Raw genomic sequence first — 26,576 nt, forward strand, 5'->3', positions numbered from 1 at the left:
TCCCGCGCCCCCCGGCTCGGGATCGGTCCCGGCGGCCGCGGCGTCGGTGGGGGCCTCCGGCTCCGCCTCGGCGGCGGGTCCGTCGGCCTCGGCGGAGAGCCGCTGCTCGAGGCAGCCGACGAACTGCCCGAGCAGCTTGTCGGAGACGTCCTGCATCACCCCGCGCCCGAACTGCGCGGGCTTGCCGGTGATCGCCAGGTCGGTGAGGACGTCGACCTGCGTCGCGTCGTCGCCGGCGGGCGCCATGGTCACGGTGACCTTGGCGCCTGCCGTCCCGTTGCCTCGTTTGTCGCGGCCCTTGGCGTCGACGACGAACCGGTGCGCGGCCTCGTCGCGCTCCACGAACCTGCCCGATCCGGCGTACACCAGGGCGATCGGGCCGAGCTTCACCTTGCAGGTGCCCTCGAACGTCGGCGCGCCGTCGTCGTCCGCGCCGACCGAGGTGACCTGCGCGCCCGGGAAGCACTCGGCGAGCGCCCCGATGTCCTGGAAGTGCTCCCAGGTCGCGGCGACCGAGGTCGGGACGGTGAAGGAGTGGGAGAGGTCCATCGGCGCGGTTCAGCTCCTTCCGGCGGCGGCGAGCACGGCCCGCCGGGTCAAGACGGTCGCCAGGTGGCGGCGGTAGTCGGCGTCGCCGTTGAGGTCGCTCGGCGGGTTGGTGCCGTCCGCGGCCAGCGCCGCGGCGGCGGCCACGCCCTCCTCGGTGGCGGGCACACCGGCCAGCGCCTGCTCGGCCGCCTCCGCCCGCACCGGCGTCGACCCCATGTTGGTCAGGCCGATCCGCGCCTCCGCGATGGTGTCGCCCTCCATCCGGACGGTCGCCGCCACCGCGACGATCGGCCACTGGTGGGCGATCCGCACGAACTTCTCGTACGCCGCGCCCCAGCCGGCGTGCTTCGGGACCCGGACCTCGGTGAGGATCTCGTCGTCGGAGATCGCGGTCTCGAAGAGGTCGACGAAGAAGTCGGACGCCGCGACCTCGCGCGTGCCCCCGGGGCCCTGGACGACGAAGGTCGAGCCGAGCGCGAGCGCGGGCGCCCCGAGGTCGCCGGCCGGGTCGGCGTGGGCGAGCGCGCCGCCGAAGGTCCCGCGGTGGCGGACCTGCGCGTCGGCGAGATGCGTGATCGCCTTGCTGATGAGCAGCGCGTGCTCGTGGACGAGCGGGTCCTGTCCGACGTCGTGGTGGGTGGTCATCGCGCCGATGGCGAGGTGGTCGCCGCGGTCGCTGACACCGCGCAGGCTCTCGATCCGCCCGAGGTCGATCACCCACTCGGGCGCGTTGAGCCGCATCCGGAGGACGGGAAGAAGACTCTGACCACCGGCGATGATCTTCGCGTCGTCACCGTGCTCGGCGAGGGCCGCGAGCGCCTCCTCGACCGAGGTCGGGGCGACGTACTCGAATGCTGCGGGGATCACTGGACCCCTCCTTCCGTCTCGTCGAAGTGGGGCATCGCGGCCTCCGTCGTCGCGCCCCCGGAGGAGCCGCTCCGGATGGCCCGCCAGACCCGCTCCGGCGTGCACGGCATGGTGATGTCGGAGACCCCCAGGTGCCGTACGGCGTCGACCACGGCGTTGACGACCGCCGGCGTGGAGGCGATGGTGCCGGCCTCGCCGACGCCCTTGGTGCCGAGCGAGTTGGTGGTCGACGGCGAGGTCGTGTGGTCGATCTCGAAGCTGATCGTGTCGGCCGCGGTGGGCAGCAGGTAGTCGACGAACGACCCGGAGACGAGGGTCCCGTTGTCGTCGTAGACGGCCTCCTCCCAGAGCGCCTGCGCGATGCCCTGGACCAGTCCGCCGTGGACCTGGCCCGACACGATGAGCGGGTTGATGACGACGCCGATGTCGTCGCAGCAGACGTACTTGCGGAGCTTGACCTGCCCGGTCTCGGTGTCGACCTCGACGGCGCACAGGTGGGTGCCGTGGGGGTAGTTGAAGTTGACCGGGTCGTAGGTCGCCTCGGAGTCGAGGGACGGCTCCATGCCGTCGGGCAGGTTGTGCGCGGCGAAGACGGCGGTCGCGATCTCGGTGATCGCCATGCCCTGGTCGGTGCCCTTGACGGTGAACCGACCGCCGCTGAACTCCAGGTCGTCGGCGGAGGCCTCGAGCAGGTGCGCCGCGACCGGCCGCGCCTTCTCGATGACCTTGTCGAGCGCCCGCACCAGGGCCTCGCCGCCGACGACCAGACTGCGGGAGCCGTAGGTGTCGAGACCCTTGTGGGAGATCTGCGTGTCGCCGTGGAGGACCTCGACGTCCTCGAAGGGGACGCCGAGCCGGTCGGCCGCGATCTGGCTGAACGCGGTCTCGTGGCCCTGCCCGTGCGCGGAGGCGCCGGTGACGATCTCGACCTTGCCGGTCGGGAGCATCCGGACCTCGGCGTGCTCCCAGCCGCCGGCTCCGTAGTTGAGCGAGCCGAGCACCCGGGACGGCGCCAGGCCGCACATCTCGGTGAAGGTGGAGATGCCGAGCCCGAGCTGCACCTTGTCACCGTTGGCCCGGCGCTCGGCCTGCTCGGCGCGCAGCTCGTCGTAGCCGAACATCTCCTTGGCGCGCGCGGTGGCGGCCTCGTAGTTGCCGGAGTCGTACTGCAGGCCCGCCACCGTGGTGAACGGGAACTCCTCGTGCTTGATCCAGTTCATCTCGCGGACCTCGAGCGGGTCCTTGCCGACGGCGACCGCGAGCTCGTCCATCAGCCGCTCGATCGCGAAGGTCGCCTCGGGCCGGCCGGCGCCGCGGTAGGCGTCGGTCCAGGTCTTGTTGGTGAGGACATTGGTGGTCTGGAACTGGTAGGCCGGGAACTTGTAGATCGCGTTGAACATGAACGCGCCGAGCACCGGGACGCCGCCGCCCACGATGGCGACATAGGCGCCGAGATCGGCGAGCAGGTCGACCTTGAGGCCGGTGACGTGGCCGTCCTTGGTCGCCGCGAGGGTGAGCCGCTGCCACTGGTCGCGGCCGTGGTGGGCGGTGAGCAGCGACTCGCTGCGGGTCTCGGTGAACTTCACCGGCTTCCCGAGCCGGCGGGCGACCGCGAACGCGATCATCTCCTCCGGCGTCTGCTGCAGCTTGCCGCCGAAGCCGCCGCCGACGTCGGGCGCGATCACCCGGATCTTCGACTCCGGCACCCCGGTCGTCGCGGCCATCGCGAACCGCAGGATGTGCGGGACCTGGGTCGCCGACCACACCGTGATCTGCTCGCCGGTCGGGTCGACGACGACGCTGCGCGGCTCCATGAACGCCGGGATCAGGCGCTGCTGGCGGTACTCCCGCTCGATCAGGATGCCGTTGCTGCGCGCCTCGGCGATCGCCTGCTCGACGTCGCCGCCGGTGCCGGCCTCGCCCGAGTCGAAGCGCCACACGGCGCTGACGTTGGTGCCGAGGTCGGGGTGCGCGATCGCGCCACCCGTCTCGTGAGCGGTCGCGGCGTCCTTGAGGTCGAGCGCGGCCGGGAGCTCCTCGTAGTCGACCTCGACCAGCTCGGCGGCGTCGCGCGCCTCGGCCGCCGTACGGGCCACGACGACGGCGACGACCTCGCCGGCGAAGGACACCCGGTCGGACGGCATCGGCAGGTGCGCCGGCGTGACCTGGTCGGGGACGACGGGCCACGCGTTGATGCACACGCCCTGGGCCTCGCCGAGGTCGGCGCCGGTCAGGACGGCGACCACGTTGGTGGCGCCCTTCGCGGCCTCGGTGTCGATGCCCGTGATCCGCGCGTGCGGGAACGGGCTGCGCACCATCGCCAGGTGCAGCATCCCGGGCAGCGTGATGTTGTCGGTCCAGCGGGTGCGGCCGGTGATGAGGCGCTGGTCCTCCTTGCGGCGGCGGTCGCGACCGATCTCGCTGGTGGTGGCGCCCGTGGGCTCCTGCGTCGCGGTCATGCCGAGGCCCCGCTCTCGGTCGTCGTACCGGCGGCGTGCTGCACCGCGCGGACGATGTTGTGATAGCCCGTGCAGCGGCAGAGGTTGCCCTCGAGACCCAGCCGGATCGCCTCCTCGGACGGGCTCGGGTTGTCGTTGAGCAGGTCGATGCTCTGCATGATCATGCCGGGCGTGCAGAACCCGCACTGGAGGCCGTGACACTCACGGAAGGCCTCCTGGACCGGGTGCAGCGCGCCGTCCTCGCCCGCGATCCCCTCGATCGTGGTGACCTCAGCACCATCGGCCTGGACCGCCAGCACGTTGCAGGACTTCACACTCCTGCCGTTGAGGTGGACCGTGCATGCGCCGCAGTTGCTGGTGTCGCAACCGATGACGGTGCCGGTCTTGCCGAGCTTCTCGCGCAGGTACTGCACGAGGAGCATCCGAGGTTCGACGTCGTCGGCGACCTGCTGGCCGTCGACGCGCAGGCTGATCCGGGTCATGACTCTCCCTTGAGCGTGGGACCGTGACGTGGATCACGCTAGGAGGGGGTGGTTGGCGAGTGGTTGGCCACCGGGATCGGGTCCCGGATGGCTGGGTTCGGCAGTGCTGGTGAGGCCTCTTCTGGCAGGCTTCGGCGGGTGTTCCGCTCTCCCCGGGATGTCGTCGCGCTCCTGCTCTCGGTGGTGGTGGCCGCCGGCATGCTGGAGTGGCAGTGGGGGCTGATCAGCTGCCTGTTCGGGAGTGCGAGAGCAGACGACGTGTCCTTCGTGACCGTCATCGACGACGACCCGGAGCCGGAGGCCGCCGATCTCGGCGAGCGGCAGAGCCTCGGCGGATCCCTGAGCGTGACGGTCTCGGACGCTCGCGTCGGCGGCGAGACGGGCCGGGCCTGGCTGACGGTACGGGTCCGCACCGCGAACGACCGATCGCGGACGGCTCCGGCGCCGCAGATCACGCTGAACTGTGGGGAGTCCGGCGACATCGGCCTGGCGCGGGGCGAGGAGAACGGCCTCCGGCGCAAGCCGCCCGTCGCTGCCGGCACGACGACCGACGAGGAGGTCGACCTGCTGCTGCCCGGGGATGCGGGCTACTCCTCCGCCGGCGTGCGGGACTGCGCGATGCCCGCCTTCCTCCAGGCCGCCGTGTACGCCGCCGAGGACAGTGACGCCCCCTCGCCACCGCGCAGTGGGCGGTGCCCGACGAGCTCGTCGCCGAGCTCGACGAGCGTCGACCGCGGTACGTCCCGGCGCCGCCCGGACCGCCGGACCTGCGGGAGCCGAACCGGCCGTACGCCTGGGTCGAGGAGGACGTCCACAGCAACGGCTACGCCGTGGCCTTCGTGCGCGGCCTCACTCCCGGCCAGGTGCTCCGGGCGCTGGGCCCAGTGCGACAGCGCGCCGGCAACCTCACCGACAGCCAGGTGTGGGAGCTCATGGACCGGCTGACGCCGGAGGACCTCTCCGAAGTGCCCTATGTCGCCAGCATCGCGCCGCGGAACGGCGGCGTCGTGGTGTTTCTCGAACTACGGCCTCTTCTCGAAGAAGCGGGTCCGTGCGCTCAGCCGCCGCGGGATCGCGGCGACCTACGGCACCGGTGAGTTCGACCAGCTCCTCGTCGCTCGCCGCGGCGTCGTCGTCCGCAACGACGACGCGCTGATCGACACCGCATGGGACGACAGCAGGCCCCTGCCCGAGGAGCGCGGGCTCGACTTCGACAACGACATCGACGCTTCGTCGTGGATCGTGCTCGAGTGGCTCACCGGGATCTCCGTCACCGAGGAGTGGATGTTCCGGACACCGCACCCGAGGTACGTGCTCGCCGGCTGGTGATACGGGCCCCTCAGCCCTCCGCGACCGCCAACCGCGCCTTCAACAGCGGGATCGCCGGGTGCCGCAGCCGCCCGGCCCGGCCCAGCTCGGCCAGGCACGCCTCCAGCACCGCCGTGTCGTAGGGCGCCAGCTCGCTGTAGTGCAGAACGGCGTCCGGCTGGGGGTCGGCGAGGAGGGCCTCGCGGACGGCGACGGCGACGTACTCGCCCATCTCGACGAGGGCGGGGCTCTCGGTGCCGGGGAGCAGGTCGCCGCCGTAGGCCTCGACGGCGGCCGCCGCGTCGCCGCGGCGGAGCAGGGCCAGGACGTGGTCGACGTCGGTGGCGATCGGCATCAGCAGGCGGTAGGGGCGGGAGGCGAGCTGGCCGGCGAGGGCGTGGCGCAGGTGGGAGACCTCGGCCTTGAGGGTGGAGAAGGTGACCGCGTGGTCGCCGTACAGCATGGCGTGGAGCTGGTCGAGCGAGAGCCCGTCGGGGTGGAGGGCGAGCAGCGCGAGGATCTCGGTCTGGCGGCGGTTGAGCAGCAGCCGGCGGCCGTCGACGCGCGCCTCGGCGGTGCCGAGCAGGCTGAGCACCAGGCCGGGCTCGTCGACCTCGTCGTCGACGGCGTCGGCGGTGAGGGCGTCGGAGTGCGGCAGCGCCTGCTCGACCAGCCGGGCCAGCACGCGGGCGGTGGCGAGGCCGATCGGGTGGGTGCGGTCCCACGTCGTGGAGAGGTCGAGGACGCCGAGCTTGGCGCCGGTCACCGGGTCGTGCAGCGGCGCGGCCCAGCACACCCAGTTGTGGACGATCGGGGCGTAGTGCTCGGCGCTGAACACCATCGCCGGGCGGTCGAGGCGGTTGGCGAGGTCGAGGGCGTTGGTACCGACCGAGCTGTCGTCCCAGCGCCCGCCCATCACGAAGTTCACGGTCTCGGCCTTGCGCCGCATCACCCGGCCGCCGTAGGTCCACAGCACGCGGGTATCGGGGTCGGTGACGGCGACGACGAGGTCGCCGTCCTCGGCGGTACGGCGCAGCTCCTCCTCGACTCGCTCGACTGCGATCTGCAGCGGCGAGCCCTTCCAGAACGAGCGGGTCTCCGACTCGTCGGCGAGCGGCGCCTGGATGACGTCGCGCGCGACGCTCAGGCCCGAGCGGTTCCAGCTGTCGAGGATCTCGGGACGGACCAGCTCGGTCGCCGAGTCGCCCTCCTCGACGAACGTCGTCCAGGCAGCGAGCGCCGCCCGACGCCGCTGGTCGAGGTCAGTCATGCGGTCACCCTACTCCCGCGATGTGAGCCCGATCACGCGTGAATGCGTCCCGCCTTGCTGCCCAGCGGCTCCCCCGACCCGCCCCAGCGGCCGGCGACGATCTCGGCGGCGATGCTGATCGCCGTCTCCTCCGGAGTGCGGGCGCCGAGGTCGAGACCGATCGGGCTGCGCAGGCCAGACAGCTCGGCGTCGGTGAGTCCGGCCTCCTTGAGCCGGGCCATCCGGTCGTCGTGGGTACGCCGCGAGCCCATCGCGCCGACGTAGGCGACCTCGGGCAGGCGCAGCGCCACCTCCAGCAGCGGTACGTCGAACTTCGGGTCGTGGGTCAGCACCGCGATCACGGTCCGGGCGTCGATCCGCCCGGCCTCCTGCTCGGCCGCGAGGTAGCGGTGCGGCCACTCCACGACCACCTCGTCGGCGCCGGGGAACCGGCTGGTCGTCGCGAAGACGGGGCGCGCGTCGCACACCGTCACGTGATAGCCGAGGAAGCTGCCGACCCGCGCCACCGCGGCCGCGAAGTCGATCGCGCCGAACACCAGCATCCGCGGCGCGGGCGCGAACGCCCACACGAAGACCCGCATCCCCTCGCCGCGGCGCTCGCCGTCGGGTCCGTAGGAGAGCGTTCCGTTGTGGCCCGCGGCGAGCAGGCCCAGGGCGTCGTCCTGGACGGCGGCGTCCATCCGGGCGCTGCCGAGGCTGGCCGAGGGGCTCTGGTCGGGGCGCAGGATCGCCCGCCGCCCGACGTACGACGGGTCGGGGTGGTCGACGATCGTGGCCACCGCGACCGGCCGACCGGCGTCGATGTCGGCGGCGATCTCGGCGAGCTCGGGGAAGGTCTCGCGGTTGACCTTCTCGACGAACACGTCGAGGATCCCGCCGCACGTCAGGCCGACCGCGAAGGCGTCGTCGTCGGAGACGCCGTAGCGCTGCAGCACGGGCGTCCCCGAGGCCGACACCTCCTGCGCGAGCTCGTAGACGGCGCCCTCGACGCAGCCGCCCGACACCGAGCCGACCGCCGAGGCGTCGGGGCCGACGAGCATCGACGCGCCCGGCGGGCGCGGCGCCGACCGGAAGGTCGCGACGACCGTGCCCATGCCGACGGTCTCGCCGGCCTCCCACCAGGTGAGCAGCTGAGGCAGCACCTCACGCATCACGGACCACCTCCAACAGCTCGGCGAATGTCGCCAGCGAGTGGCCGGCGAGGAAGGCGTCGACGTGCGGCAGGACCGCGACGATCCCCTGCTGCACGGGCGCATAGCCGTCCTTGCCCCGGTGCGGGTTGACCCAGACGACCCGGTGCGCGAGCCGGTGCAGCCGCGCGACCTGCTCGGCGAGCAGCGTGGTGTCGCCGCGCTCCCAGCCGTCGCTGAAGATGACGACCACCGCGCCGCGGGCCATCCCGCGCCGGCCGTGCCGGTCGACGAACGCCTGCAGCGTCTCGCCGAGGCGGGTGCCGCCCGACCAGTCCGGTACGACGTCGCCCGCCGCCGCGATCGCGCGGTCGGCGTCGCGGCGCCGCAGCGCGCGCGAGAGATGGGTGAGCCGGGTGCCGAGGCTGAACACCTCGACCCGCTCGGGACCGGCCTGGGTGATCCGGTGGGCGAGGCGGAGCAGCGCGTCGGCGTAGCCGCTCATCGACCCCGACACGTCGATGAGCAGCACCACCCGCCGCGGCCGCTCCGAGTGCCGGCGGTAGCGGATCTCGGCCGGCTCGCCCATCCGCCGCAGGCTCGCGCGCAGCGTCCGCGAGGCGTCGACGGCCCCGCGCCGGTGCGGCGTACGACGGGCGGTCGGTCGGGTCGGCAGCCGGACCGGCAGCGACGCGAACATCCCCGCCAGCCGGATCCGCTCGACCGGGTCGAGCGTCGCGACGTCGCGGTGACGCAGGATCTCGGCCGCGCTGGCCGCCGCCTTGACCGGGTCGTCGTCCTCGTCGGGTCCGCCGGAGCCGGCGGCCTGGTCGTCGGGCAGCAGCGCCGCGGTCGGCTGCTGCCGCGCGGTCCGCGGGCGCAGCATCGGCGTCACGTTGTCGCGGCTGAACCACTCCTCGAAGACCCGGTCGTGGCGCTCGAGGTCCTCCGGCGTCGCGCACAGCGTCGCCCGGCCGGCGGCGCGGGTCGCGGCGCGGTCGCCGAGTCCGACGAGCGTGACGGCGTCGAGGTAGGCCCGGGTGCGGTCCTGGGTGACCGCGACGCCGGCCGCCCGCAGCGCGGTGGCGAAGCCGAGCAGGATCTCGTCGGCGTCGTGGACGAGATCCGGTGCCGGCGTGGCCGTGGTCATCGCGCGAGCATCCGGTCGAGCGCGGCCCGCACCCGCTCGGCGTCGTCGCGGTACTTCACCAGCGCCCCGAGAGTCCGCGCCGCGGTCTCGACGTCGAGCTCGGTGGTGCCGAGGTGGTGGAGCGCGCGCGCCCAGTCGAGCGTCTCGGCGACACCCGGCGGCTTGAGCAGGTCGGACCCGGCACGCAGCTGCTGGACCACCTCGACCACCTGGCGCGCGAGCGTCACGCGGACCTCGGGCGCGCGCGAGCGGACGATCGCCACCTCCCGCTCCAAGCCGGGGTGGTCGATCCAGTGGTAGAGGCAGCGGCGCTTGAGCGCGTCGTGCAGCTCGCGCGTCCGGTTGGAGGTGAGGACCACGGTCGGCGGCGTCGCGGCCTGCACCGTCCCGAGCTCGGGGATGGTCACCTGGAAGGTCGACAGCACCTCCAGCAGGAAGGCCTCGAACTCGTCGTCGGCCCGGTCGACCTCGTCGATCAGCAACACCGCCGGAGCCTTCTGCAGCGCGGCGAGCACGGGGCGCGCGAGCAGGAAGCGCTCGTCGTACAGGCTCTTCTCGGCTTCCTCGACGTCACCCTTGGTGGCGTCGGACAGCGCCTCGAGCGCGCGCAGGTGGAGGATCTGGCGCGGGAAGTCCCAGTCGTAGAGCGCCTGCGTCGCGTCGATGCCCTCGTAGCACTGCAGCCGGATCAGCGGCTGGTCGAGCGACTGCGCGATCGCCTCGGCCAGCGCCGTCTTGCCGGTGCCGGGCTCGCCCTCGAGCAGCAGCGGCCGGCGCATCTCCAACGACAGGAACAGCACGGTCGCCAGCTCGTCGTCGCAGAGGTAGCCGGTGTCCTCCAGGCGGCGCGCCAGATCGGCGACACGGGTGTCCATGCACCCAGGCTAGGCCGCGGTCGTTGGCGGGTGGTTGGCAAGTAGTGCCAATTGCTACGGCCGGCGTTGTCCGGTTCCGGAAGAATCTCAGCGCCGCTGCAGGATCACCTGGGAGCCGAGGTAGCCGCAGAGGACACCCACCACCCGCGCGACGATCTCGACGGGCTCCGGCGCACCGAGGGCGATCGCCAGCAACGTCGCGATGGCACCGCCGACGACGACGCAGCCCATGATGATCAGCAGCCGCATCCCGGCCGACACGTTCCGTCCCTGCGTACCCGAGCTCATCGGTCCATCATCGCCGGTCGACGTCGACGCCGGTCGCCAGGTCCCCGCACTCGACGAGCAGCACCTCTCGGGAGGCGAGGTAGGCGCGCGCGCCCTGGTCCCCCGCCGCGCTCTCGATCACGCCGGCCCAGTGCTCGCGGCCGAGCAGGACCGGGTGGCCCGGCTTGCCGTCGTACGACGCCCGGGCGAGGGGCGCTCCGGCGGCAAGCACCCGCGCGACGACCTCGGCGGTGACGTCGGGCAGGTCGACGAGATGGACGAGTGCGGCGTCCGCGTCGACGTCGGCGAGCGACGTCAGGCCGGCCGCGAGCGAGGCGCCCATACCGGACGCCCAGTCCGCCGACCGGACGACGGCGACGTCGTCGTCCCCTGCCAGCAGCGCCGCCGCCTCGTCGGCCGCGGCCCCCAGCACGACCGTGACCGCCGCACAGCCGCCGGCGCGCAGCACCGCGACCGAGCGGGTCAGCCACGAGACGCCGGCGTCGTCGCGGACCAGTGCCTTGGGCATGCCCATCCGGCTGCCCGCGCCGGCCGCGAGCAGGAGACCGTGCACGCTCACGTGGCGACGGTGAGCAGGACGGCGGAGTCGCTGATCGCCTCGAGGTCGTGGCGCTGCGGCGGGAGGATCACGTGGTCGCCGGCGTGGCCGTTCCAGACCTGGGAGCCGGCGTGGAGGGCGACGTCGCCGTCGATCACCAGGAGCGTCGCCTCGTCGGGCGCGTCGTGCTCGCCGAGGCGGGTGCCGGCGCACAGCGCGATGAGGGTCTGGCGCAGCCGGTGCTCGTGGCCGCCGTAGACGGTGACCGCGGCGCGACCGCTCGTGGCCGTCCGGGCGATCTCGAGCTGGGCCTCGGCCAGCGCGTACAGGGAGGTGCCGTCCATGACCCCGAACATGCCACAGGGCCCCCGGCGAAGCGAGGCGTGCGCGGAGTCGTGTGCCTGAGAACCCGTCCAGAGACGTTCTGGGGCACACGACCCCCACGAGCGAAATGCCACAGGGCCCCCGCCGAAGCGAGGGCCCTGTGGGTGAAGCGGTGGTGCGGACGAACTCAGAAGTCCATGCCGCCCATGCCACCGGTCGGGTCGCCCATCGGGGCGGACTTCTCCGGCTTGTCGGCCACGACGGCCTCGGTGGTGAGGAACAGCGCGGCGATCGACGCGGCGTTCTGCAGCGCCGAACGGGTGACCTTGGCCGGGTCGATGATGCCGGAGGCCAGCAGGTCGACGTACTCGCCCGTGGCCGCGTTGAGGCCCTGGCCGGCGGGAAGGTTCGCGACCTTCTCCGCGACGACGCCGCCCTCGAGGCCGGCGTTGATGGCGATCTGCTTGAGCGGGGCCGACACCGACGCCTTGACGATCGACGCACCGGTGGCCTCGTCGCCCTCGAGCTCGAGCTTCTCGAACGCGGTCGCGGCGGCCTGGACCAGCGCGACGCCACCCCCCGGGAGGATGCCCTCCTCGACGGCGGCCTTGGCGTTGCGGACGGCGTCCTCGATGCGGTGCTTGCGCTCCTTGAGCTCGACCTCGGTGGCCGCGCCGACCTTGATGACGGCCACGCCGCCGGCCAGCTTGGCGAGGCGCTCCTGCAGCTTCTCGCGGTCGTAGTCGGAGTCGGAGGACTCGATCTCGGCGCGGATCTGGTTGACCCGGCCCTCGATCTGGCCCTGGTCGCCCGCGCCCTCGACGATGGTGGTCTCGTCCTTGGTGATGACGACCTTGCGGGCCTGGCCCAGCAGCTCGACACCGGCGGTCTCGAGCTTGAGGCCGACCTCCTCGGAGATGACCTGGCCGCCGGTCAGGATCGCGATGTCCTGCAGCATGGCCTTGCGGCGGTCGCCGAAGCCCGGGGCCTTGACGGCGACGGACTTGAAGGTGCCGCGGATCTTGTTGACGACCAGGGTCGACAGCGCCTCGCCGTCGACGTCCTCGGCGATGATGACGAGCGGCTTGCCCGACTGCATGACCTTCTCCAGCAGCGGCAGCAGGTCCTTGACGTTGCTGATCTTGCTGTTGGCGATGAGCACGTAGGCGTCCTCGAGGACGGTCTCCATGCGCTCGGGGTCGGTGACGAAGTAGGCCGAGATGTAGCCCTTGTCGAACCGCATGCCCTCGGTGAGCTCGAGGTCGATGCCGAAGGTGTTCGACTCCTCGACCGTGATCACGCCCTCCTTGCCGACCTTGTCCATCGCCTCGGCGATGGCGTCGCCGACGGTGGCGTCGCCACCGGCGGAGATGGTGGCGGTGGCGGCGATCTGCTCGCGCGTCTCGACGTCCTTGGCCATGCCGAGGAGCTGCTCGGAGACTGCGGCGACAGCGGCCTCGATGCCCCGCTTGAGGCCCATCGGGTTGGCACCGGCGGCCACGTTGCGCAGACCCTCGCGGACCAGCGCCTGGGCGAGGACGGTCGCGGTCGTCGTACCGTCACCGGCGACGTCGTCCGTCTTCTTCGCGACCTCCTTGACCAGCTCGGCGCCGATCTTCTCGTAGGGGTCCTCGAGCTCGATCTCCTTGGCGATGGAGACACCGTCGTTGGTGATCGTGGGGGCGCCCCACTTCTTCTCCAGAACGACGTTGCGGCCCTTGGGGCCCAGGGTGACCTTGACGGCGTCCGCGAGCGTGTTCATGCCACGCTCGAGACCGCGGCGGGCCTCCTCGTTGAAAGCAATCAGCTTCGACATAACTCCTGCGATTCCTTCGCGATGTCCGTTGTCACTCTCAAGGCGAGAGTGCCAGCATCATGTTTAGCACTCGACCATGGCGAGTGCAAGGAGAAGACGGCTCACAGCCGTCCGAGACGACCCGCCACCGCGGCCGCGAAGCGGTCGGCGTTGGCCGGGGCGACGTCGAGGTAGAGCCCCGGCTCGATCAGCTCCAGCTCGCTGACCACCCAGGCGTCCTGCCAGCGCATCAGGTCGACGCGCGCGTAGACCAGGTCGGCGCCGCGTCGCTGCGCCGCCGTCCGTACCGCGTCCGCCGCGACCGTGGCCCGCTCCGGGTCGAGTGCGACCGGCCGGCTGCGGCCGCCGTACAGCTCGTGCACGCGGACCTCGCCGGCTGCCGCGACCTTGTCGACCTGCGCCACCGCGACGCCGCCGAAGACGTAGACCGACGACTCCCCCGTCGTCCGGACGGAGTCGACGACCGGCTGCACGATCCAGGGGCCGGCGACCAGTCCCTCGAGCCGCGGGTCGGCGACGCTCTCGGCGACCACCAGGCCCACCCCACCGGCGCCGGTGCGCGGCTTGATGACCACGCTCCCCCAGCGGTCGAGCGCCTTGGCCAGGCCGCCCGCGAGGTCGGCGTCGTCGAGGAGGTCGGTCGGGACGGTCGGCACGACGTCGGCGAGCTCGAGGAGATAGGCCTTGTCGGCGTTCCATGCGAAGACGTCGGCGCCGTTGAGCAGCGTCGTCGCCGCCTCGACCTCCCGCGCCCAGGCGAGGAAGGCGGGCAGGCGGCGGTGGTAGTCCCAGGCCGAGCGGACGCCGACCGCGTCAGCCGCGGCCCAGTCGACCGCCGGGTCGTCCCAGCGCACCCAGCGGGCCTCGATCCCGTGCGCAGCGAACGCGGCCGGCAGCGCCTCGCCGCCCGGCTCGCCGTCGGGCATCAGGTCGAACGTGGCCAGCAGGAGGGAGGTCATCCGCCCACGGTAGGTCGCGGGGCGTGATGCCCGAACGGCGCCCGCTCCTCGTAGCCGAGCGCGACCAGCACCGACGGCAGCAGCGCCTGCGCGGTCCGCTTGTAGCCCAGCGCGCTCGGGTGGAAGCGGTCGAGGCTGAACATCTCGTCGGGGTTGGTGATGAAGAACGGCCCGACCACGTGCGCGAGCGAGACCGCGTGCGCCCCGTTCCGTACGGCGACCTCGGCCTGCGCCGCCGCGAGCTGGCGCGACATCCGCGACCCGAGCGACCGCAGCGGCTGCGGCACCGGGCGCAGCGCCCCGAGGTCCGGGCAGGTCCCGACGACGACCTCGGTCCCCCGCTCGCGGAGCCGGACCACGGCCTCCTCCAGCTGGGCCGCGGACGTCGCCACCGGCACCCGGTGGGTCACGTCGTTGCCGCCGATCACGATCACCGCGACGTCGGCGCGGTAGTCGCTGGGCAGCGCGTCGAGCTGGTCGGCGAGCGCCGACGTCTCGGAGCCGACGACGGCCGCGGTGCGCAGCGCGACCGGACGTCGTACGGCTCCGGCGAGGCCGCGCGCGACCCGCGCGCCGAGCGTGTCCTTGGGCCGCTCCGCGCCGAGGCCGGCGGCGATCGAGTCGCCGAGGACGAGCAGGTGGAGCGGCGGGCCGTCGTACGACTTGCGCTTCCAGACCTTGTCGGCCGGGATCGCGTCCTCCCCCAGCGGCTTTCCGATCCGGGCACGCGCGATCACGGCCTGACGGCGCAGCAGCTCGCGGCCACCGCCGGTGGTGACCCCGACCCCGGCGAGGGCGACGCCGGCGGCGACCAGGGCCTTGCGGGTACGGCTCATGGCTGCTTTGAACCAGACCGGACTGAACGGATCGTGGCCTCCCGGTTTCGCCTGGGTGGCGGGTGGAGCGTCTCACCCGGCATTCCGGTCGGGTTTCGGGCGATTTCACGACCGGAATGCCGGGTGCGAGGCGTCCCCACCCTCGCCGCGGCGCTCGGCAGCGCCTGGGCGATCAGCCGGCGACGAGGATGGTCGGCTCGTGGCCGACCGGGAAGCTCACCGACGCCGCGATGAAGCAGTTGGTGCTCGCCTCGCCGTGGATCGCGCGCGCCACCTCGACCATGCTCGCCTCGGCGACGATGACCCGCGGGCGCAGCGTGACCGACGTGAACCGGCCGCCCTGGCCGACCTGCTCCATGGTGCCGACGGGGCTGTCGTCGTAGGCGGTGACCACGACGCCGTGGTTGACCGCGGAGTGCAGGTACGACAGCAGGTGGCACTGGGCGAGCGCGGCGAGGAGCAGCTCCTCGGGGTTCCAGCGGGCGGCGTCGCCACGGAAGGTCGGGTCGGCGGAGCCGAGCAGGTCGGGCTTGCCGGCGGCGGTGAGCAGCACGGTGCGGTCGTAGTCGCGGTAGCCGCTGGTGCCGGTGCCGCGGTTGCCCTGCCAGACCAGGTCGAGGGCGTAGTGATGGTTGGTCACGCCCCCATCATGACGACCCAGTGGGACGGATGCTGGCGAGAACTTGTTCTAGTTTGGCACTCTTCTCCTGTGACCCCCACCACCGAGCCCACGACGCGCCCGCTCAACCTCGCCGACGTGCTCGAGGCGATGGCCGACGCCCTGCCCGACCGCGTCGCCGTCCACACCGGCGACCAGGTGTGGACCTTCGCCGAGATCGACGAGCGCGCCACCCGGCTGGCCAACCACCTGATCGGCCTCGGCGTGCAGCCGGGCGAGCACGTCGCCGTCCACTCCCCCAACCGGATCGAGTGGGTCGACGCGCTCTACGGCTGCCTCAAGGCCCGGGCGGTCCCGATCAACATCAACTACAAGTACCTGCGCGACGAGCTCGCCTATCTCTACGACAACGCCGACTGCGTCGCCGCCATCGTCGCCCCCGAGTACGTCGACGCGCTCGCCGAGCTCGACCTCCCGACGCTGCGGCACACGATCGTCCTGGGCGACGAGTACGACGCCGCGCTCGCCGCCGCGTCCCCCGAGCGCCCGGTCACCGGCCGCACCGCCGACGACCGCTACGTCCTCTACACCGGCGGCACCACCGGCTACCCCAAGGGCGTCGTGTGGCGCAACGAGGACCTGCTCCGCGCCGCCCTCAACGCCGCCCGCTACGGCGCCCCGCTCGAGTCGGTCGAGCAGCTCACCGCCGAGGCGGTGGCCAACCCGAGCCCGATGGTGCTGCTCGCCTGCGGGCCGATGATGCACGGCGGCAGCCAGTGGATCCTCGGCAACGGCCACGTCGCCGGCCAGACCGTCGCGCTCTTCACCGAGCCGCACTTCTCCGCCGAGGGCGTGCTCGACCTGGTCGAGAAGGCGAAGGTCGTCTCGCTGACCTTCCTCGGCGACGCGATGGGCCGCCCGGTCGCGGAGGCGATCCTCGCCGAGCCCGACCGCTGGGACCTCTCCAGTCTGGTCGCCGTCTCCAACGGCGCGGCGCCGCTCTCGGACGGCGTACGCGAGGAGATCCGCCGCGCCCTGCCCGGCCGCTTCATCCTCGACTCCTACGGCTCCTCCGAGTCCGGCGCCTCCGGCTCCCGGATGGACGACGGCTCGGGCGGCGCCCAGAGCGCCCCGCGCTTCGACGTCTCCGACCAGATCGAGGTCTTCGACGCCGACTTCAAGCCGTGCCCGGTGGGCGTCGACGGCATGCTCGGCCGCTCGGGCCCGGTGCCCCTCGGCTACTACAAGGACCCGGTCAAGACCGCCGCCACCTTCAAGGAGATCGACGGCGTGCGCTGGGCGATCCCCGGCGACTTCGCCCGCCGCGAGGACGACGGCACGGTCACCGTCCTGGGCCGCGGCTCGGTGTGCATCAACACCGGCGGCGAGAAGGTGCACCCCGAGGAGGTCGAGGCGGTGCTGCTGCGCCACGAGGAGGTCTTCGACGCGGTCGTCGTCGGCACCCCGCACGAGCGCTGGGGCCAGCAGGTCACCGCGCTGGTGCAGCGTCGGGCCGGCTCGACGATCACCGACGAGCAGCTGCGCGACCACTGCCGCGCGCTGATCTCCAACTACAAGGTGCCGAAGACCATCCTGTTCATCGAGGAGGTGCCGCGCACGCCGGTCAGCAAGGTCGACTACCCGGCCAGCGCGGCGCTCGCGGCGCAGCTGCTGGGCTGATCCACGTCTCACCCGGCATTCCTGCCCGCAGTTCGCGGAGATCGGAGCAGTCATGCCGGGTGACAGCGTCGATTCGCCCGTCGCTCGCCCGTCATCGAGGTGTCAGACTCACCCCATCCCTTGAGGAGATGATCCCGATGACCACGTACGTCGTACTCCTGACCGGCGACGAGAGCCGCTGGGCCGCTGCCACCGACGAGGAGCGAGCGGCCATGTACGCCCAGCACGCCGAGTTCAGCCGCCTGCTCGAGGAGCGCGGGCACAAGGCGACCGGCGGCGCCGAGCTGACCCGCGCCGCGACCGCCCGGATCGTGCGCCGCGGCGCCGACGGCACGGTCGCCGTCACCGAAGGCCCGTACGTCGAGTCCGTCGAGCAGCTCGGCGGCTTCTACTCCGTCGAGAGCGACGACCTCGACGACCTGCTGGAGATCTGCGCGGTCCTCGCCCAGCCGGGCGGCGCCGGCGTGGAGGTCCGGGCCGCGGTCGACCACGTCGACCACGAGGCCTGATCCCGACCGGGACGACGTGGAGCCGCTCGAACGCGTCCTGCGCGAGGAGTGGGGCCGGCTGCTGGCCCTGCTCGTCGCGTGGTGCCGCCGGGTCGACCTTGCCGAGGACGGGCTGGCGGACGCCTTCGAGGCGGCGGCGCGCACCTGGCCCGAGGCCGGCGTGCCCGGCAATCCCGCCGGCTGGCTGCTCACGGCGGCCCGCCGACGGGTCACCGACGCGCTGCGCACCGAGGCCGTCGCGCTGCGGAAGGTGCCGCTGCTCGAGGTCGAGGCGTCGGCGCAGGAGCAGGCGCGGCGCGTGGTCGCGGCGCCCTCGGAGCGGGAGGTGGTCGTGGACGAGCGACTGCGCCTCGTGCTGCTCTGCGCCCACCCGGCGCTGTCCCGCGAGGCCGCCGCGGCGCTGACCCTGCGGCTGGTCCTGGGCGTGCCGACCGACGACATCGCGCGGCTCTTCCTGGTGCCGACCGCGACCATGGCCGCCCGGCTGACCCGCGCCCGCAAGAAGCTCGCCGGCGCGCGCTTCGCCGTACCGCCTCCGGACGAACTGGGCGCCCGCGTCGACGTCGTCGCCGACATCGCCTACCTGGCGTTCACCAGCGGCTATGCGTCCGGCTCGGGCGCCGACGTGCTGCGCGCGGACATCGCCGGCGAGGCGGTCCGGCTGGTGCGCGTGCTGCGCGCCCTGCTCCCCACGCGGTACGACGAGCTGGACGCGCTGCTCGCCCTGATGATCCTGCAGCACGCCCGCCGCGACGCGCGGGTGGTCGACGGCCGGCTGGTGCTGCTGCCCGACCAGGATCGCTCCCGGTGGCACGCCGACGAGACCCGCGAGGCCCTCGACCTGCTGCGGCCGCTGGCGACGGCGGCGCCGGCGCCGTACCTGCTGCAGGCGCTGATCGCCGCCGAGCACGCGATCGCGCCGACGCCGGGCGAGACCCGGTGGGACCGCATCGTCGAGCGGTACGACGAGCTGCTGGCCCTGCGCCCCTCCCCCGTCGTCCGCCTCAACCGGGCCGTGGCCGTCGCCGAGCGGGACGGCGCGGCCGCTGGGCTCGCGGCCCTGGACGGGGTGGCACTGCCGGGACACCGCCTGCCGGCGGTCCGGGCCGAGCTGCTCGCCCGGCTGGGCCGGGTCGACGAGGCGCGCCGCTCCTACGACACCGCCCTGGCCCTGTGTGCGAACGACGCCGAGTCCGCGCACTTGCGGACCCGGCGTCGGTCACTGGGTTGACGTCGTACCGGACGAATCGGTCGCTTTTCGCCCGGAAATGCGACCGAATCGTCCGGTACGACGGGAGATCAGCAGCCGCCGGCGACCGCGGGGATCACCGAGACCTCGGCGCCGTCGGGCGTCGGGGTGGCGAGGTCCTGCTCGAAGCGGACGTCGTCGTTGTTGACGTAGACGTTGACGAACCGGCGCAGCTTGCCGTCCTCGTCGAGGATCCGGCCCTTGATGCCCGCGTAGTTGGCGTCGAGGTCGTCGAGGATCTCGGCGAGGTTGGCGCCGGTCGCGCTCACCTCGGACTCGCCGCCGGTGTAGGTGCGCAGGATGGTGGGGATCCGGACGCTGACTGCCATGGTGCCGCTCTCTTCTGCTCGGTGGGTGGTGCTCAGATGCCGGTGGCCTTGAACGCCTTGTAGCTCGGGGCGATGGTGGCCGCCGCGCCGACCTGGTCGGCGATCGCGTCGAGGGTCTTCAGGCCGTGGCCGGTGTTGACGACGACGGTCTCGAGGGTGGGGTCGAGCTGGCCGGTCTCGACGAGCTTCTTGGTGACGGCGGTGGTCGTGCCACCCGCGGTCTCGGCGAAGATGCCCTCGGTGCGGGCAAGGAGCACGATGCCGGCGCGGATCTCGTCGTCGGTGACCTCCTCGACGGCGCCACCGGTACGGCGGGCGATGTCGAGGACGTAGATGCCGTCGGCCGGGTTGCCGATCGCGAGGCTCTTGGCGATGGTGTCGGGCTTGACCGGGCGGATCGCGTCGGTGCCGGCCTTGAAGGCGGTCGCGACGGGGCCGCAGCCGGTGGCCTGGGCGCCGAAGATCTTGTAGGGCTTGTCCTCGACCAGGCCGAGCTTGATCAGCTCCTGGAAGGCCTTGTCGACCTTGGTCAGCTGCGAACCGGACGCGACCGGGATGACGACCTGGTCGGGCAGGCGCCAGCCGAGCTGCTCGGCGATCTCGTAGCCGATCGTCTTGGAGCCCTCGGCGTAGTAGGGGCGGACGTTGACGTTGACGAACGCCCAGCCCTCCTCCTCGCCGGCGATCTCGGAGGCGAGCTTGTTGACGTCGTCGTAGTTGCCGTCGACGGCGACCAGTCCGTCGGTGAAGATCGCCGAGTTGACCTGCTTGGGGTGCTCGAGGTTGCTCGGGATGAAGACGACGGTCTTGATGCCGGCCCGGGCGCCCGCGGCGGCGACCGCGTTGGCCAGGTTGCCGGTCGAGGGGCAGGCGAAGACCTTGGCGCCGAGCTCGCGGGCGGCGCTGAGCGCGCAGGCGACGACCCGGTCCTTGAAGGAGTTGGTCGGGTTGGTGGTGTCGTCCTTCACCCACAGGTTGGCGATGCCGAGCTCGCGGCCCAGGTTGTCGGCCTTGAGCAGCCGGGTGAAGCCGGGCTCGGTGTTGGGGCTGGTCTCGATGTCGCTCGGCACCGGCAGCAGCGCCTTGTAGCGCCAGATGTTGCGCGGGCCGGCCTCGATCTCCTCGCGGGTGACCTGCGGGAAGTCGTAGGTGATCTCGAGCGGGCCGAAGCACTCGGGGCAGGCATAGAACGGGCCCAGGGCGACCTGGTGGCCGCACTCGCGACAGGACAGCGCCGTCGCATTGCCGAAGGCGCCCTCGCGCAGCCCCGGCTGGGTGGGGGTGGTCGTCTCCGACTTGCGATCGGTCGCTTCGCTCCCACGCTGCTTCGCATCGGTCACAACGGCGCTCATGGATTCCTCCTTCTCATCTGTCCCGGCGACTCTCGCGCGGGTCGGATTTGGCACCGTTTCCGCGACGTCGCCTGCAGGCAGGTCGACGGGAGTTCGCGGCGGTTGCCGGGACTTCTCAGGGCCGTTCCCTCAGTCCCTCTGGATGAGCACGGACAGCCTAAGGGCGAGCCCCGGCGATCTCCCAATCGAGATCCCGACATTCGAGACAGATGTCCACATATTGAGACCTGCGAGGTCAGGCACGAGACCGGCGCGCGGTCAGCGGAGGGCGCGGGCGTCCCGGGCCAACTCGCGGAGCAGCTCGAGGACGCCGTCCGGTCCGCGGACGACGACGTCCGACAGCGCGATCAGGGCGCTCTCCTCGCTGGACGCCGAACAGACCCGCAGCGTCGCCAGCCCCTCCTGGCGCAGTGCCTCGACCGCCTCGAACGCCTCGACGTCGCCGAGGTCGTCGCCGGCGAACAGGAAGCCCTCGGCGTCGGTGACGGCGGCGAGCCGGTCGACGACCATCCCCTTGTGCGAGCCGGGCGAGCGGACCTCGATCACCGCGCGACCCGGCTCGAGCACGAGCCCGTGGCGCTGGGCGAGGGCCTGCAGCGGCGGCAGCAGCCGGTGGAAGGCGCCGTCGGGGTCGGCCAGCCGCCGGGTGTGGACGGCGACCGCGAGCCCCTTGTCCTCGACGTAGGCATCGGCAGCGTCGGCCGAGCGCAGCGCCCGCGGCAGGTCGCGCTCGAAGGTCGCCAGCCCGCGTGGCGGTCGCGGCGCCGCGATCCGACGGTGCTGCGAGCTCCAGCGCTCGTTGCCGTACTGGCCGAAGACGAACAGCTCCTTGCCCTCGGCCGCGAGCTCGTCGCCGACCTCCTCGAGGCCGCCGAGGTCGAGCGCCTGCCGGGCGGGCCGGCCGGTGATCACCGCGATCGCGGCGACCTCGCGGGCCAGCTCGAGCAGGACGCCGGCCGCATCTGGGTGGATGTGCGCCTGCGCGGGGTCGTCGACGATCGGCGCGAGGGTGCCGTCGAAGTCCAGGCCCACGACCGTCCGGGGCGCGGCGCGGACGAGCGCGTCGTACCTCTGGCGGCCCTCATCGGTGGGGAACCTCATCGCCCCATCCCATCACGTCGCCCGTTCGGGTTGGTGACGGGTAGGTGAACGCTCGGCCCGAAGAGCAGGCCGGCAGCGCGGCGGGAGACGCGCCCCTGGCAGCTTGCTGCCCCCTCCGCGTCGGAGACGCGCTCGGCCCGGAGAGCAGGCCGGCAGCGCGGCGGGAGACGCGCCCTGGCAGCTTGCTGCCCCCCTCCGCGTCGGAGACGCGCTCGGCGAGACGGACTAGTCCAACTCGCCGGTGAGGATCAGGGTGAGGTTGGTCGAGCTCATGTCGCTGCTCGTGTCGGCGGGGAGCACGCGGGCGACACCGAGGTCGAGCGCGAGCTGCTCGGCGACGGCCTTCTTGCCCTTGGGGAAGTAGACGGTGGTCGCCGGGACGGTGCCGTACCAGTTGTCGGCCGCGGCGACCCGCCAGCCGGCCTGCTTGACCCGGTCGGCGACCCGGCTGGCGAGGCCGGTGATCCGGGTGTTGTTGAAGACGACGACGGCGTGGTCGGCGCGGACGACGGGCTTGGGCGTCGGCTTCGCCTCGGCGGAAGGCCGGTCGGAGGTGCCGTCGGAGGGCTGGCCGGTGGCGGTGCCGTCACCGGCCGTGGCGGAGCCGGTCGGCGTGGCGGCGGCCTTGGTGGCGGAGATGTCGCGCTCGGGCGCGTGGTCGCCGCGGGTGGCGACGAAGGCGATCGCGGCGAGGGCGACGGCGACGATGCTGAGCAGCACCACGGGCGAGGGCAGGACGGCGCCGCGCTCGTCGTGGGTGCGAGTGGAGGACCAGGTGGGGAAGGTCATGGCCGCCTCTCTGGGTGGACGGTGGGCCGGACGGGCCGGTCGGTCAGATCTCGAAGCCCAGCCGGCGGGCCGAGCGCTGGCGCTGCCGCTGGGAGCGGAGGCGGCGCAGACGGCGGACCAGCAGCGGGTCGGCGGCGAGCGCCTCGGGACGGTCGATCAGGGCGTTGAGCACCTGGTAGTAGCGGGTGGCACTCATGTCGAACTGCTCGCGCACCGCCGACTCCTTGGCGCCGGCGTACTTCCACCACTGGCGCTCGAACTCCAGGATCTGGGTGTCGCGCTCGCTCAGGCTTCCGGGGACGGCCGCGCCACCGGCGGCCTCCTGGCTGCGCTCGGCGTTCATCCGGTCTCCTCGACACTCGGGGTGGCACATCCGACAAGTCTTCAGGTGCCACTGTAACCCGCGAATCACATCGATGTCATTCGGCGCGCAGGAAGCGCAGCACGGCCAGCACCCGGCGGTGGGACTGGTCGTCGTCGGGCGGGAGACCGAGCTTGGCGAAGATCCGCTGGGTGTGCTTCTCGACGGCTCCGAGGGTGACCGTCATCGCCTCGGCGACCGCGACATTCGACCGTCCCTCGGCCATCAGCGTCAAAACCTCGCGCTCGCGCGGCGTGAGCGCGTGGACCGGGTCGCCGCGCCGCTCCAGGAGCTGGCGGACGACGAGCGGGTCGAGCGCCGTCCCGCCGCCGGCCACGGTGTCGAGCGAGGCGAGGAACTCCCCCACCTCGCTCACCCGGTCCTTGAGCAGGTAGCCGACGCCCGTCGCGCCGGTGGCGAGCAGCTCGTCGGCGTACGACGCGACGACGTACTGCGAGAGGACGAGGACCGGCGCCTCCGCCCACGCCCGCCGTACGGCGACCGCCGCGCGCAGCCCCTCGTCGGTGTGGCTGGGCGGCATCCGGACGTCGACGATGCCGAGGTCGGGGCGGTGCGCGAGCATCGCGTCGACGTACGACGGCCCGTCGCCGACCGCCGCCACGACCTCGTGGCCGGCCTCGGCGAGCAGCAGCTGCAGCCCCTCGCGCAGCAGCACGGAGTCGTCGGCGACCACGATCCTCAGGCTCGTCATGCTCACGACAGTGGCACGGTGGCGAGCAGCCGCGTGGGACCGCCCTCCGGGGAGGCCACCTCGAGGGCTCCCTCGACGCCGGCCAGTCGCTCCCGCAATCCGGCAAGTCCGCGACCCGGCGCGAGCCGGGCACCGCCGTGGCCGTCGTCGTCGACGGTCACCACGAGCGATCCCTCGCGCTGCGCCACCGCGATGTGGGCGCGACTCGCCTGGCTGTGCTTGGCGACATTGGTCAGCGCCTCGGCGACCACGAAGTACGCCGTCGTCTCGGCCGCCACCGGCAGCTCGCGCGGGACGTCGACCGCGACCGTCACCGGGAACGCCTGCCCTGACGCCATCTCCTCCACCGCCGCGGCCAGCCCGCGGTCGACCAGGAGCGGCGGGGCGATCCCGCGGGAGAGGGCGCGCAGCTCCTCGACCGCCTCCCGCGTCTGCGCGACGGCGGAGTCGAGCGTCTCGGCCGCGGTCGCCGGGTCGTTCGCGAGCTGGTGGCGGGCCCGGCCGAGGTCCATGCCGAGCCGGATCAGCCGCTGCTGCGGGCCGTCGTGGATGTCGCGCTCCAGCCGGCGCAGCGACTGCGCCTCGGCCCGGTGCGCCGACGCCCGGCTCTCCTCGATCACGCCCATCCGCGCCTGCAGCTCGGCACGGCTGCACAGCAGCACCCGCGCCGTCCCGGCGTGGACGGCGGCCGCGAAGCGGACCACGAACGGCAGCGCCAATGTCGCCAGCGCGCCGATCGCCAGATAGAGCAGCGACTCCGGCCGCCGGCCGTGCCCGAGCCCGAGGATCTCGGCGAGGGTGAGGTTGTCGGCGTCGTCGAACGGGAGGTACTGCTGCCAGAACCAGTACGTCAGCCCGCCCAGCACCAGCGCCCACCAGCTCACGGTCAGCACGAACGCGAAGATCCCGGTCACGAAGCCGACCACACTCCACAGGACGTCGAGCCACGACTGCGTGTCGCGCAGCGGCGTCAGCAGCGCGTGCACCCGGCCGCGGCCCGGCTGCGCCCGCAGGTACGACGGCCGCGGCGCCGCGACCCCGAGCATCCCGGAGAGGCGGAGCCGCTCGACGTGCGCGAACCCGCGGGCGACGTACACGGTGCCGACGAGGACGACGAGCCCGAGGCCGGCCACGACCGCCGTACCGAGCCCGGCGGCGAGGCCCGCGATCGCGATGGAGAAGGCAGGGACGGCCAGCACCAGCGCGGAGATCGCGTAGGCCGTGTCGGGGAGCAGGCGGCGCAGGGGGTTCATGGCCACCACGCTAGGGATCGCCCGCTCCACCGACCATCCAGCCAGCCCGACACTTCGCCGTCTAGGGTGAGCGCGTGGGCCATGACCTCGTGATCGTCGCCAACCGCCTGCCCGTCGACCGCGTCACCGACGCCAGGGGGAAGGCCGCCTGGCGGCGCTCCCCCGGCGGACTCGTGTCCGCGATCGAGCCCGTGATGCGTGCCCACGACGGGGTCTGGATCGGCTGGCCCGGCGGCACCGGCCAGCGCCTCAAGCCGCTGAAGATCGACGGTCTCGACCTGGTGCCGCTGTCGATGACGGCCGACGAGATCGAGGAGCACTACGAGGGCTTCTCCAACGGCACCCTGTGGCCGCTCTACCACGACGTCGTCGCCAAGCCGGAGTTCCACCGCGAGTGGTGGGACACCTACGTCAAGGTCAACCGGCGATTCGCCGAGTCGGCCGCCGAGCTGGCCGCTCCGAACGCCACCGTGTGGGTGCACGACTACCAGCTGCAGCTGGTGCCGCAGATGCTCCGCGAGCTGCGCCCCGACCTGCGGATCGGCTTCTACCTGCACATCCCGTTCCCGCCGGCCGAGCTCTTCCAGCAGCTCCCGTGGCGCCGGCAGATCCTCGAGGGACTGCTCGGCGCCGACCTGATCGGCTTCCAGCTGCCCGGCGCCGCCCAGAACTTCATCCGCCTGGTCCGCCAGCGGGTCGGCCACAAGACCCACCGCGACCTGGTCTACCTGCCCGACGGCCGCACCGTCCGCGCCGCCGCCTTCCCGATCTCGATCGACGCCGCCGGCTTCGAGGAGCTCGCCAACTCCCCCGCCGTCCGCGACCGCGCGGACGCGATCCGCGAGGCGCTCGGCAACCCGAAGAAGATCTTCCTCGGCATCGACCGGCTCGACTACACCAAGGGCATCTACGCCCGGCTGCGCGCCTTCGGCGAGCTGATCAGCGACGGCGCGCTCACCGTCGACGACGCGGTCTTCGTGCAGGTCGCCGTCCCGTCGCGGGAGCGGGTCGAGCACTACCGCAACCTGCGCGACGACATCGAGCGCCTGGTCGGACGGCTCAACGGCGACCTGGGGCGGATCGGGCGGCCGGCGATCAGCTATCTGCACACGTCGTACCCGCGCGAGGAGATGGCGGCCCTCTACCGGGCCGCGGACGTGATGGTCGTGACGCCGTACCGCGACGGGATGAACCTGGTCGCCAAGGAGTACGTCGCCTGCCGCACCGACGAGGACGGCGCGCTCGTCCTCTCCGAGTTCGCCGGCGCCGCCGACGAGCTGCGCCAGGCCTGGCTGGTCAACCCGTACGACATGAACGGCATGAAGGCTGCCCTGCTCGAGGCCTACGGGGCCGAGCCCAAGGAGCTCACCCGCCGGATGCGCGCGATGCGTCGCCAGATCGCCCAGCACGACGTGAAGGCGTGGGCCGACAGCTTCATGACGGAGCTGACGGACGTCGAGCACAGCCACTCGAAGACGGTGCGCCCCGCCACTCGCTCCTGAGCCGGGCCGGGGTCTCACCCGGCATCCGTGTCGTGAAATCGCCGATTTCGCGACAGGAATGCCGGGTGGGACGAGGATCCCGGCGGAGGAGGATCAGCCGAGGACGCCGGGCGCCGTGCCCTCGTCGTCGAGCCAGTCGCTGCCGTCGTCGAAGAGGTCCTGCTCGTCGTACTGGTCGTCGTCGTTCTTCCGCCGGCCCCCGCGCCCGCCGGCCGCACCGGCGCCGCCGCGCCCGCCGCGACCACCCGAGCCGCCTGCAGACCCGCGGC

28 protein-coding genes and 1 riboswitch are annotated in these 26,576 nt (G+C 72.6%); of the genes, 6 read left to right on the forward strand and 22 right to left on the reverse strand.

Annotation, left to right across the window (positions count from 1 at the left end; all coding sequences use genetic code 11):
* The 4 genes from AB4880_RS15625 to AB4880_RS15640 all read right to left on the reverse strand — a co-directional run.
* The coding region (locus AB4880_RS15625; RefSeq protein WP_367920140.1) for an SRPBCC family protein at positions 1-549 on the reverse strand (549 nt) is incomplete at its 3' end.
* 9 nt (positions 550-558) lie between these two features.
* A complete protein-coding gene (locus tag AB4880_RS15630) occupies positions 559-1,416 on the reverse strand; it encodes an FAD binding domain-containing protein (protein WP_367920141.1) in 858 nt (285 codons plus the stop codon).
* Positions 1,413-3,875 (reverse strand): xanthine dehydrogenase family protein molybdopterin-binding subunit, encoded by a 2,463-nt coding sequence (locus tag AB4880_RS15635; RefSeq protein ID WP_367920142.1) that lies wholly within the window; start codon positions 3,873-3,875, stop codon positions 1,413-1,415. The genes AB4880_RS15630 and AB4880_RS15635 overlap by 4 nt, the downstream gene beginning before the upstream one ends.
* Complete coding sequence (locus tag AB4880_RS15640) at positions 3,872-4,357, reverse strand: (2Fe-2S)-binding protein (RefSeq protein WP_367920143.1); 486 nt, start codon at positions 4,355-4,357, stop codon at positions 3,872-3,874. The genes AB4880_RS15635 and AB4880_RS15640 overlap by 4 nt, the downstream gene beginning before the upstream one ends.
* Positions 4,358-4,495: 138 nt before the next feature.
* Here AB4880_RS15640 and AB4880_RS15645 point away from each other — a divergent pair, with 138 nt between their 5' ends.
* Together AB4880_RS15645 and AB4880_RS26110 are read left to right on the forward strand one after the other, a co-directional pair.
* Complete coding sequence (locus AB4880_RS15645; protein ID WP_367920170.1) at positions 4,496-5,302, forward strand: hypothetical protein; 807 nt, start codon at positions 4,496-4,498, stop codon at positions 5,300-5,302.
* 27 nt (positions 5,303-5,329) lie between these two features.
* On the forward strand, positions 5,330-5,686 hold the full coding sequence (locus AB4880_RS26110) for a hypothetical protein (protein ID WP_379228005.1): 357 nt from the start codon (positions 5,330-5,332) through the stop codon (positions 5,684-5,686).
* A gap of 10 nt (positions 5,687-5,696) precedes the next feature.
* Here AB4880_RS26110 and AB4880_RS15655 read toward each other — a convergent pair whose 3' ends face one another.
* From AB4880_RS15655 to AB4880_RS15705, 11 genes are all read right to left on the reverse strand, one after another.
* Complete coding sequence (locus tag AB4880_RS15655; RefSeq protein ID WP_367920144.1) at positions 5,697-6,935, reverse strand: transcriptional regulator; 1,239 nt, start codon at positions 6,933-6,935, stop codon at positions 5,697-5,699.
* A gap of 32 nt (positions 6,936-6,967) precedes the next feature.
* A complete protein-coding gene (locus AB4880_RS15660; RefSeq protein ID WP_367920145.1) occupies positions 6,968-8,086 on the reverse strand; it encodes an XdhC family protein in 1,119 nt (372 codons plus the stop codon).
* Entirely contained in the window at positions 8,079-9,215 is a 1,137-nt protein-coding gene (locus tag AB4880_RS15665; RefSeq protein ID WP_367920146.1) for a vWA domain-containing protein, read from the reverse strand. Before AB4880_RS15665 ends, AB4880_RS15660 begins: the two co-directional genes overlap by 8 nt.
* Positions 9,212-10,090, reverse strand: a complete 879-nt coding sequence (locus tag AB4880_RS15670) for an AAA family ATPase (protein WP_367920147.1) — start codon at positions 10,088-10,090, stop codon at positions 9,212-9,214. The genes AB4880_RS15665 and AB4880_RS15670 overlap by 4 nt, the downstream gene beginning before the upstream one ends.
* Positions 10,091-10,177: 87 nt before the next feature.
* Entirely contained in the window at positions 10,178-10,378 is a 201-nt protein-coding gene (locus AB4880_RS15675; protein ID WP_367920148.1) for a hypothetical protein, read from the reverse strand.
* A 7-nt stretch (positions 10,379-10,385) separates the two neighbouring features.
* Entirely contained in the window at positions 10,386-10,937 is a 552-nt protein-coding gene (locus AB4880_RS15680) for a nucleotidyltransferase family protein (RefSeq protein ID WP_367920149.1), read from the reverse strand.
* Positions 10,934-11,260 (reverse strand): cupin domain-containing protein, encoded by a 327-nt coding sequence (locus AB4880_RS15685; RefSeq protein WP_367920150.1) that lies wholly within the window; start codon positions 11,258-11,260, stop codon positions 10,934-10,936. Before AB4880_RS15685 ends, AB4880_RS15680 begins: the two co-directional genes overlap by 4 nt.
* A gap of 167 nt (positions 11,261-11,427) precedes the next feature.
* Entirely contained in the window at positions 11,428-13,056 is a 1,629-nt protein-coding gene (gene groL / locus AB4880_RS15690; RefSeq protein WP_367920151.1) for a chaperonin GroEL, read from the reverse strand.
* A gap of 101 nt (positions 13,057-13,157) precedes the next feature.
* The gene (locus tag AB4880_RS15695) at positions 13,158-14,015 is read right to left on the reverse strand and encodes an ATP-grasp domain-containing protein (protein WP_367920152.1); all 858 of its coding nucleotides are present in this window, start codon (positions 14,013-14,015) and stop codon (positions 13,158-13,160) included.
* A complete protein-coding gene (locus AB4880_RS15700) occupies positions 14,012-14,851 on the reverse strand; it encodes an SGNH/GDSL hydrolase family protein (protein ID WP_367920153.1) in 840 nt (279 codons plus the stop codon). Before AB4880_RS15700 ends, AB4880_RS15695 begins: the two co-directional genes overlap by 4 nt.
* A gap of 172 nt (positions 14,852-15,023) precedes the next feature.
* Positions 15,024-15,491: an OsmC family protein gene (locus tag AB4880_RS15705; RefSeq protein WP_367920154.1), complete on the reverse strand. Its 468-nt coding sequence runs from the start codon at positions 15,489-15,491 to the stop codon at positions 15,024-15,026.
* A gap of 69 nt (positions 15,492-15,560) precedes the next feature.
* Between AB4880_RS15705 and AB4880_RS15710 the strand changes: the two genes are divergently transcribed.
* The 3 genes from AB4880_RS15710 (at position 15,561) to AB4880_RS15720 (ending at position 18,890) form a co-directional block, all read left to right on the forward strand.
* Entirely contained in the window at positions 15,561-17,150 is a 1,590-nt protein-coding gene (locus AB4880_RS15710; RefSeq protein ID WP_367920155.1) for an AMP-binding protein, read from the forward strand.
* Between the two features lie 137 nt (positions 17,151-17,287).
* Positions 17,288-17,659, forward strand: coding sequence for a YciI family protein (locus tag AB4880_RS15715; protein ID WP_367920156.1), 372 nt, complete (start codon positions 17,288-17,290; stop codon positions 17,657-17,659).
* Between the two features lie 16 nt (positions 17,660-17,675).
* A complete protein-coding gene (locus tag AB4880_RS15720) occupies positions 17,676-18,890 on the forward strand; it encodes an RNA polymerase sigma factor (protein ID WP_367920157.1) in 1,215 nt (404 codons plus the stop codon).
* Between the two features lie 68 nt (positions 18,891-18,958).
* Here the strand turns inward: AB4880_RS15720 and AB4880_RS15725 are convergent, their stop codons facing one another.
* The 7 genes from AB4880_RS15725 to AB4880_RS15755 all read right to left on the reverse strand — a co-directional run bounded on the left by AB4880_RS15725 (position 18,959) and on the right by AB4880_RS15755 (position 24,805).
* Positions 18,959-19,237: a MoaD/ThiS family protein gene (locus tag AB4880_RS15725; RefSeq protein WP_367920158.1), complete on the reverse strand. Its 279-nt coding sequence runs from the start codon at positions 19,235-19,237 to the stop codon at positions 18,959-18,961.
* Between the two features lie 32 nt (positions 19,238-19,269).
* A complete protein-coding gene (thrC, locus tag AB4880_RS15730; protein ID WP_367920159.1) occupies positions 19,270-20,589 on the reverse strand; it encodes a threonine synthase in 1,320 nt (439 codons plus the stop codon).
* 10 nt (positions 20,590-20,599) lie between these two features.
* Positions 20,600-20,738, reverse strand: a riboswitch (SAM riboswitch).
* Between the two features lie 109 nt (positions 20,739-20,847).
* Positions 20,848-21,690, reverse strand: a complete 843-nt coding sequence (otsB, locus tag AB4880_RS15735) for a trehalose-phosphatase (RefSeq protein ID WP_367920160.1) — start codon at positions 21,688-21,690, stop codon at positions 20,848-20,850.
* A gap of 225 nt (positions 21,691-21,915) precedes the next feature.
* Positions 21,916-22,479, reverse strand: coding sequence for a LytR C-terminal domain-containing protein (locus AB4880_RS15740; protein WP_367920161.1), 564 nt, complete (start codon positions 22,477-22,479; stop codon positions 21,916-21,918).
* A gap of 43 nt (positions 22,480-22,522) precedes the next feature.
* Entirely contained in the window at positions 22,523-22,822 is a 300-nt protein-coding gene (napA, locus tag AB4880_RS15745; RefSeq protein WP_367920162.1) for a nucleoid-associated protein NapA, read from the reverse strand.
* A 76-nt stretch (positions 22,823-22,898) separates the two neighbouring features.
* On the reverse strand, positions 22,899-23,543 hold the full coding sequence (locus AB4880_RS15750) for a response regulator (RefSeq protein ID WP_367920169.1): 645 nt from the start codon (positions 23,541-23,543) through the stop codon (positions 22,899-22,901).
* Between the two features lie 11 nt (positions 23,544-23,554).
* Complete coding sequence (locus AB4880_RS15755) at positions 23,555-24,805, reverse strand: sensor histidine kinase (RefSeq protein WP_367920163.1); 1,251 nt, start codon at positions 24,803-24,805, stop codon at positions 23,555-23,557.
* Between the two features lie 74 nt (positions 24,806-24,879).
* Here AB4880_RS15755 and AB4880_RS15760 point away from each other — a divergent pair, with 74 nt between their 5' ends.
* Positions 24,880-26,307, forward strand: coding sequence for an alpha,alpha-trehalose-phosphate synthase (UDP-forming) (locus AB4880_RS15760; RefSeq protein WP_367920164.1), 1,428 nt, complete (start codon positions 24,880-24,882; stop codon positions 26,305-26,307).
* The last annotated feature ends 269 nt before the right edge of the window (positions 26,308-26,576 follow it).

The organism is Nocardioides ginsengisoli (assembly GCF_039537225.1).
Classification (GTDB): domain Bacteria; phylum Actinomycetota; class Actinomycetes; order Propionibacteriales; family Nocardioidaceae; genus Nocardioides; species Nocardioides ginsengisoli.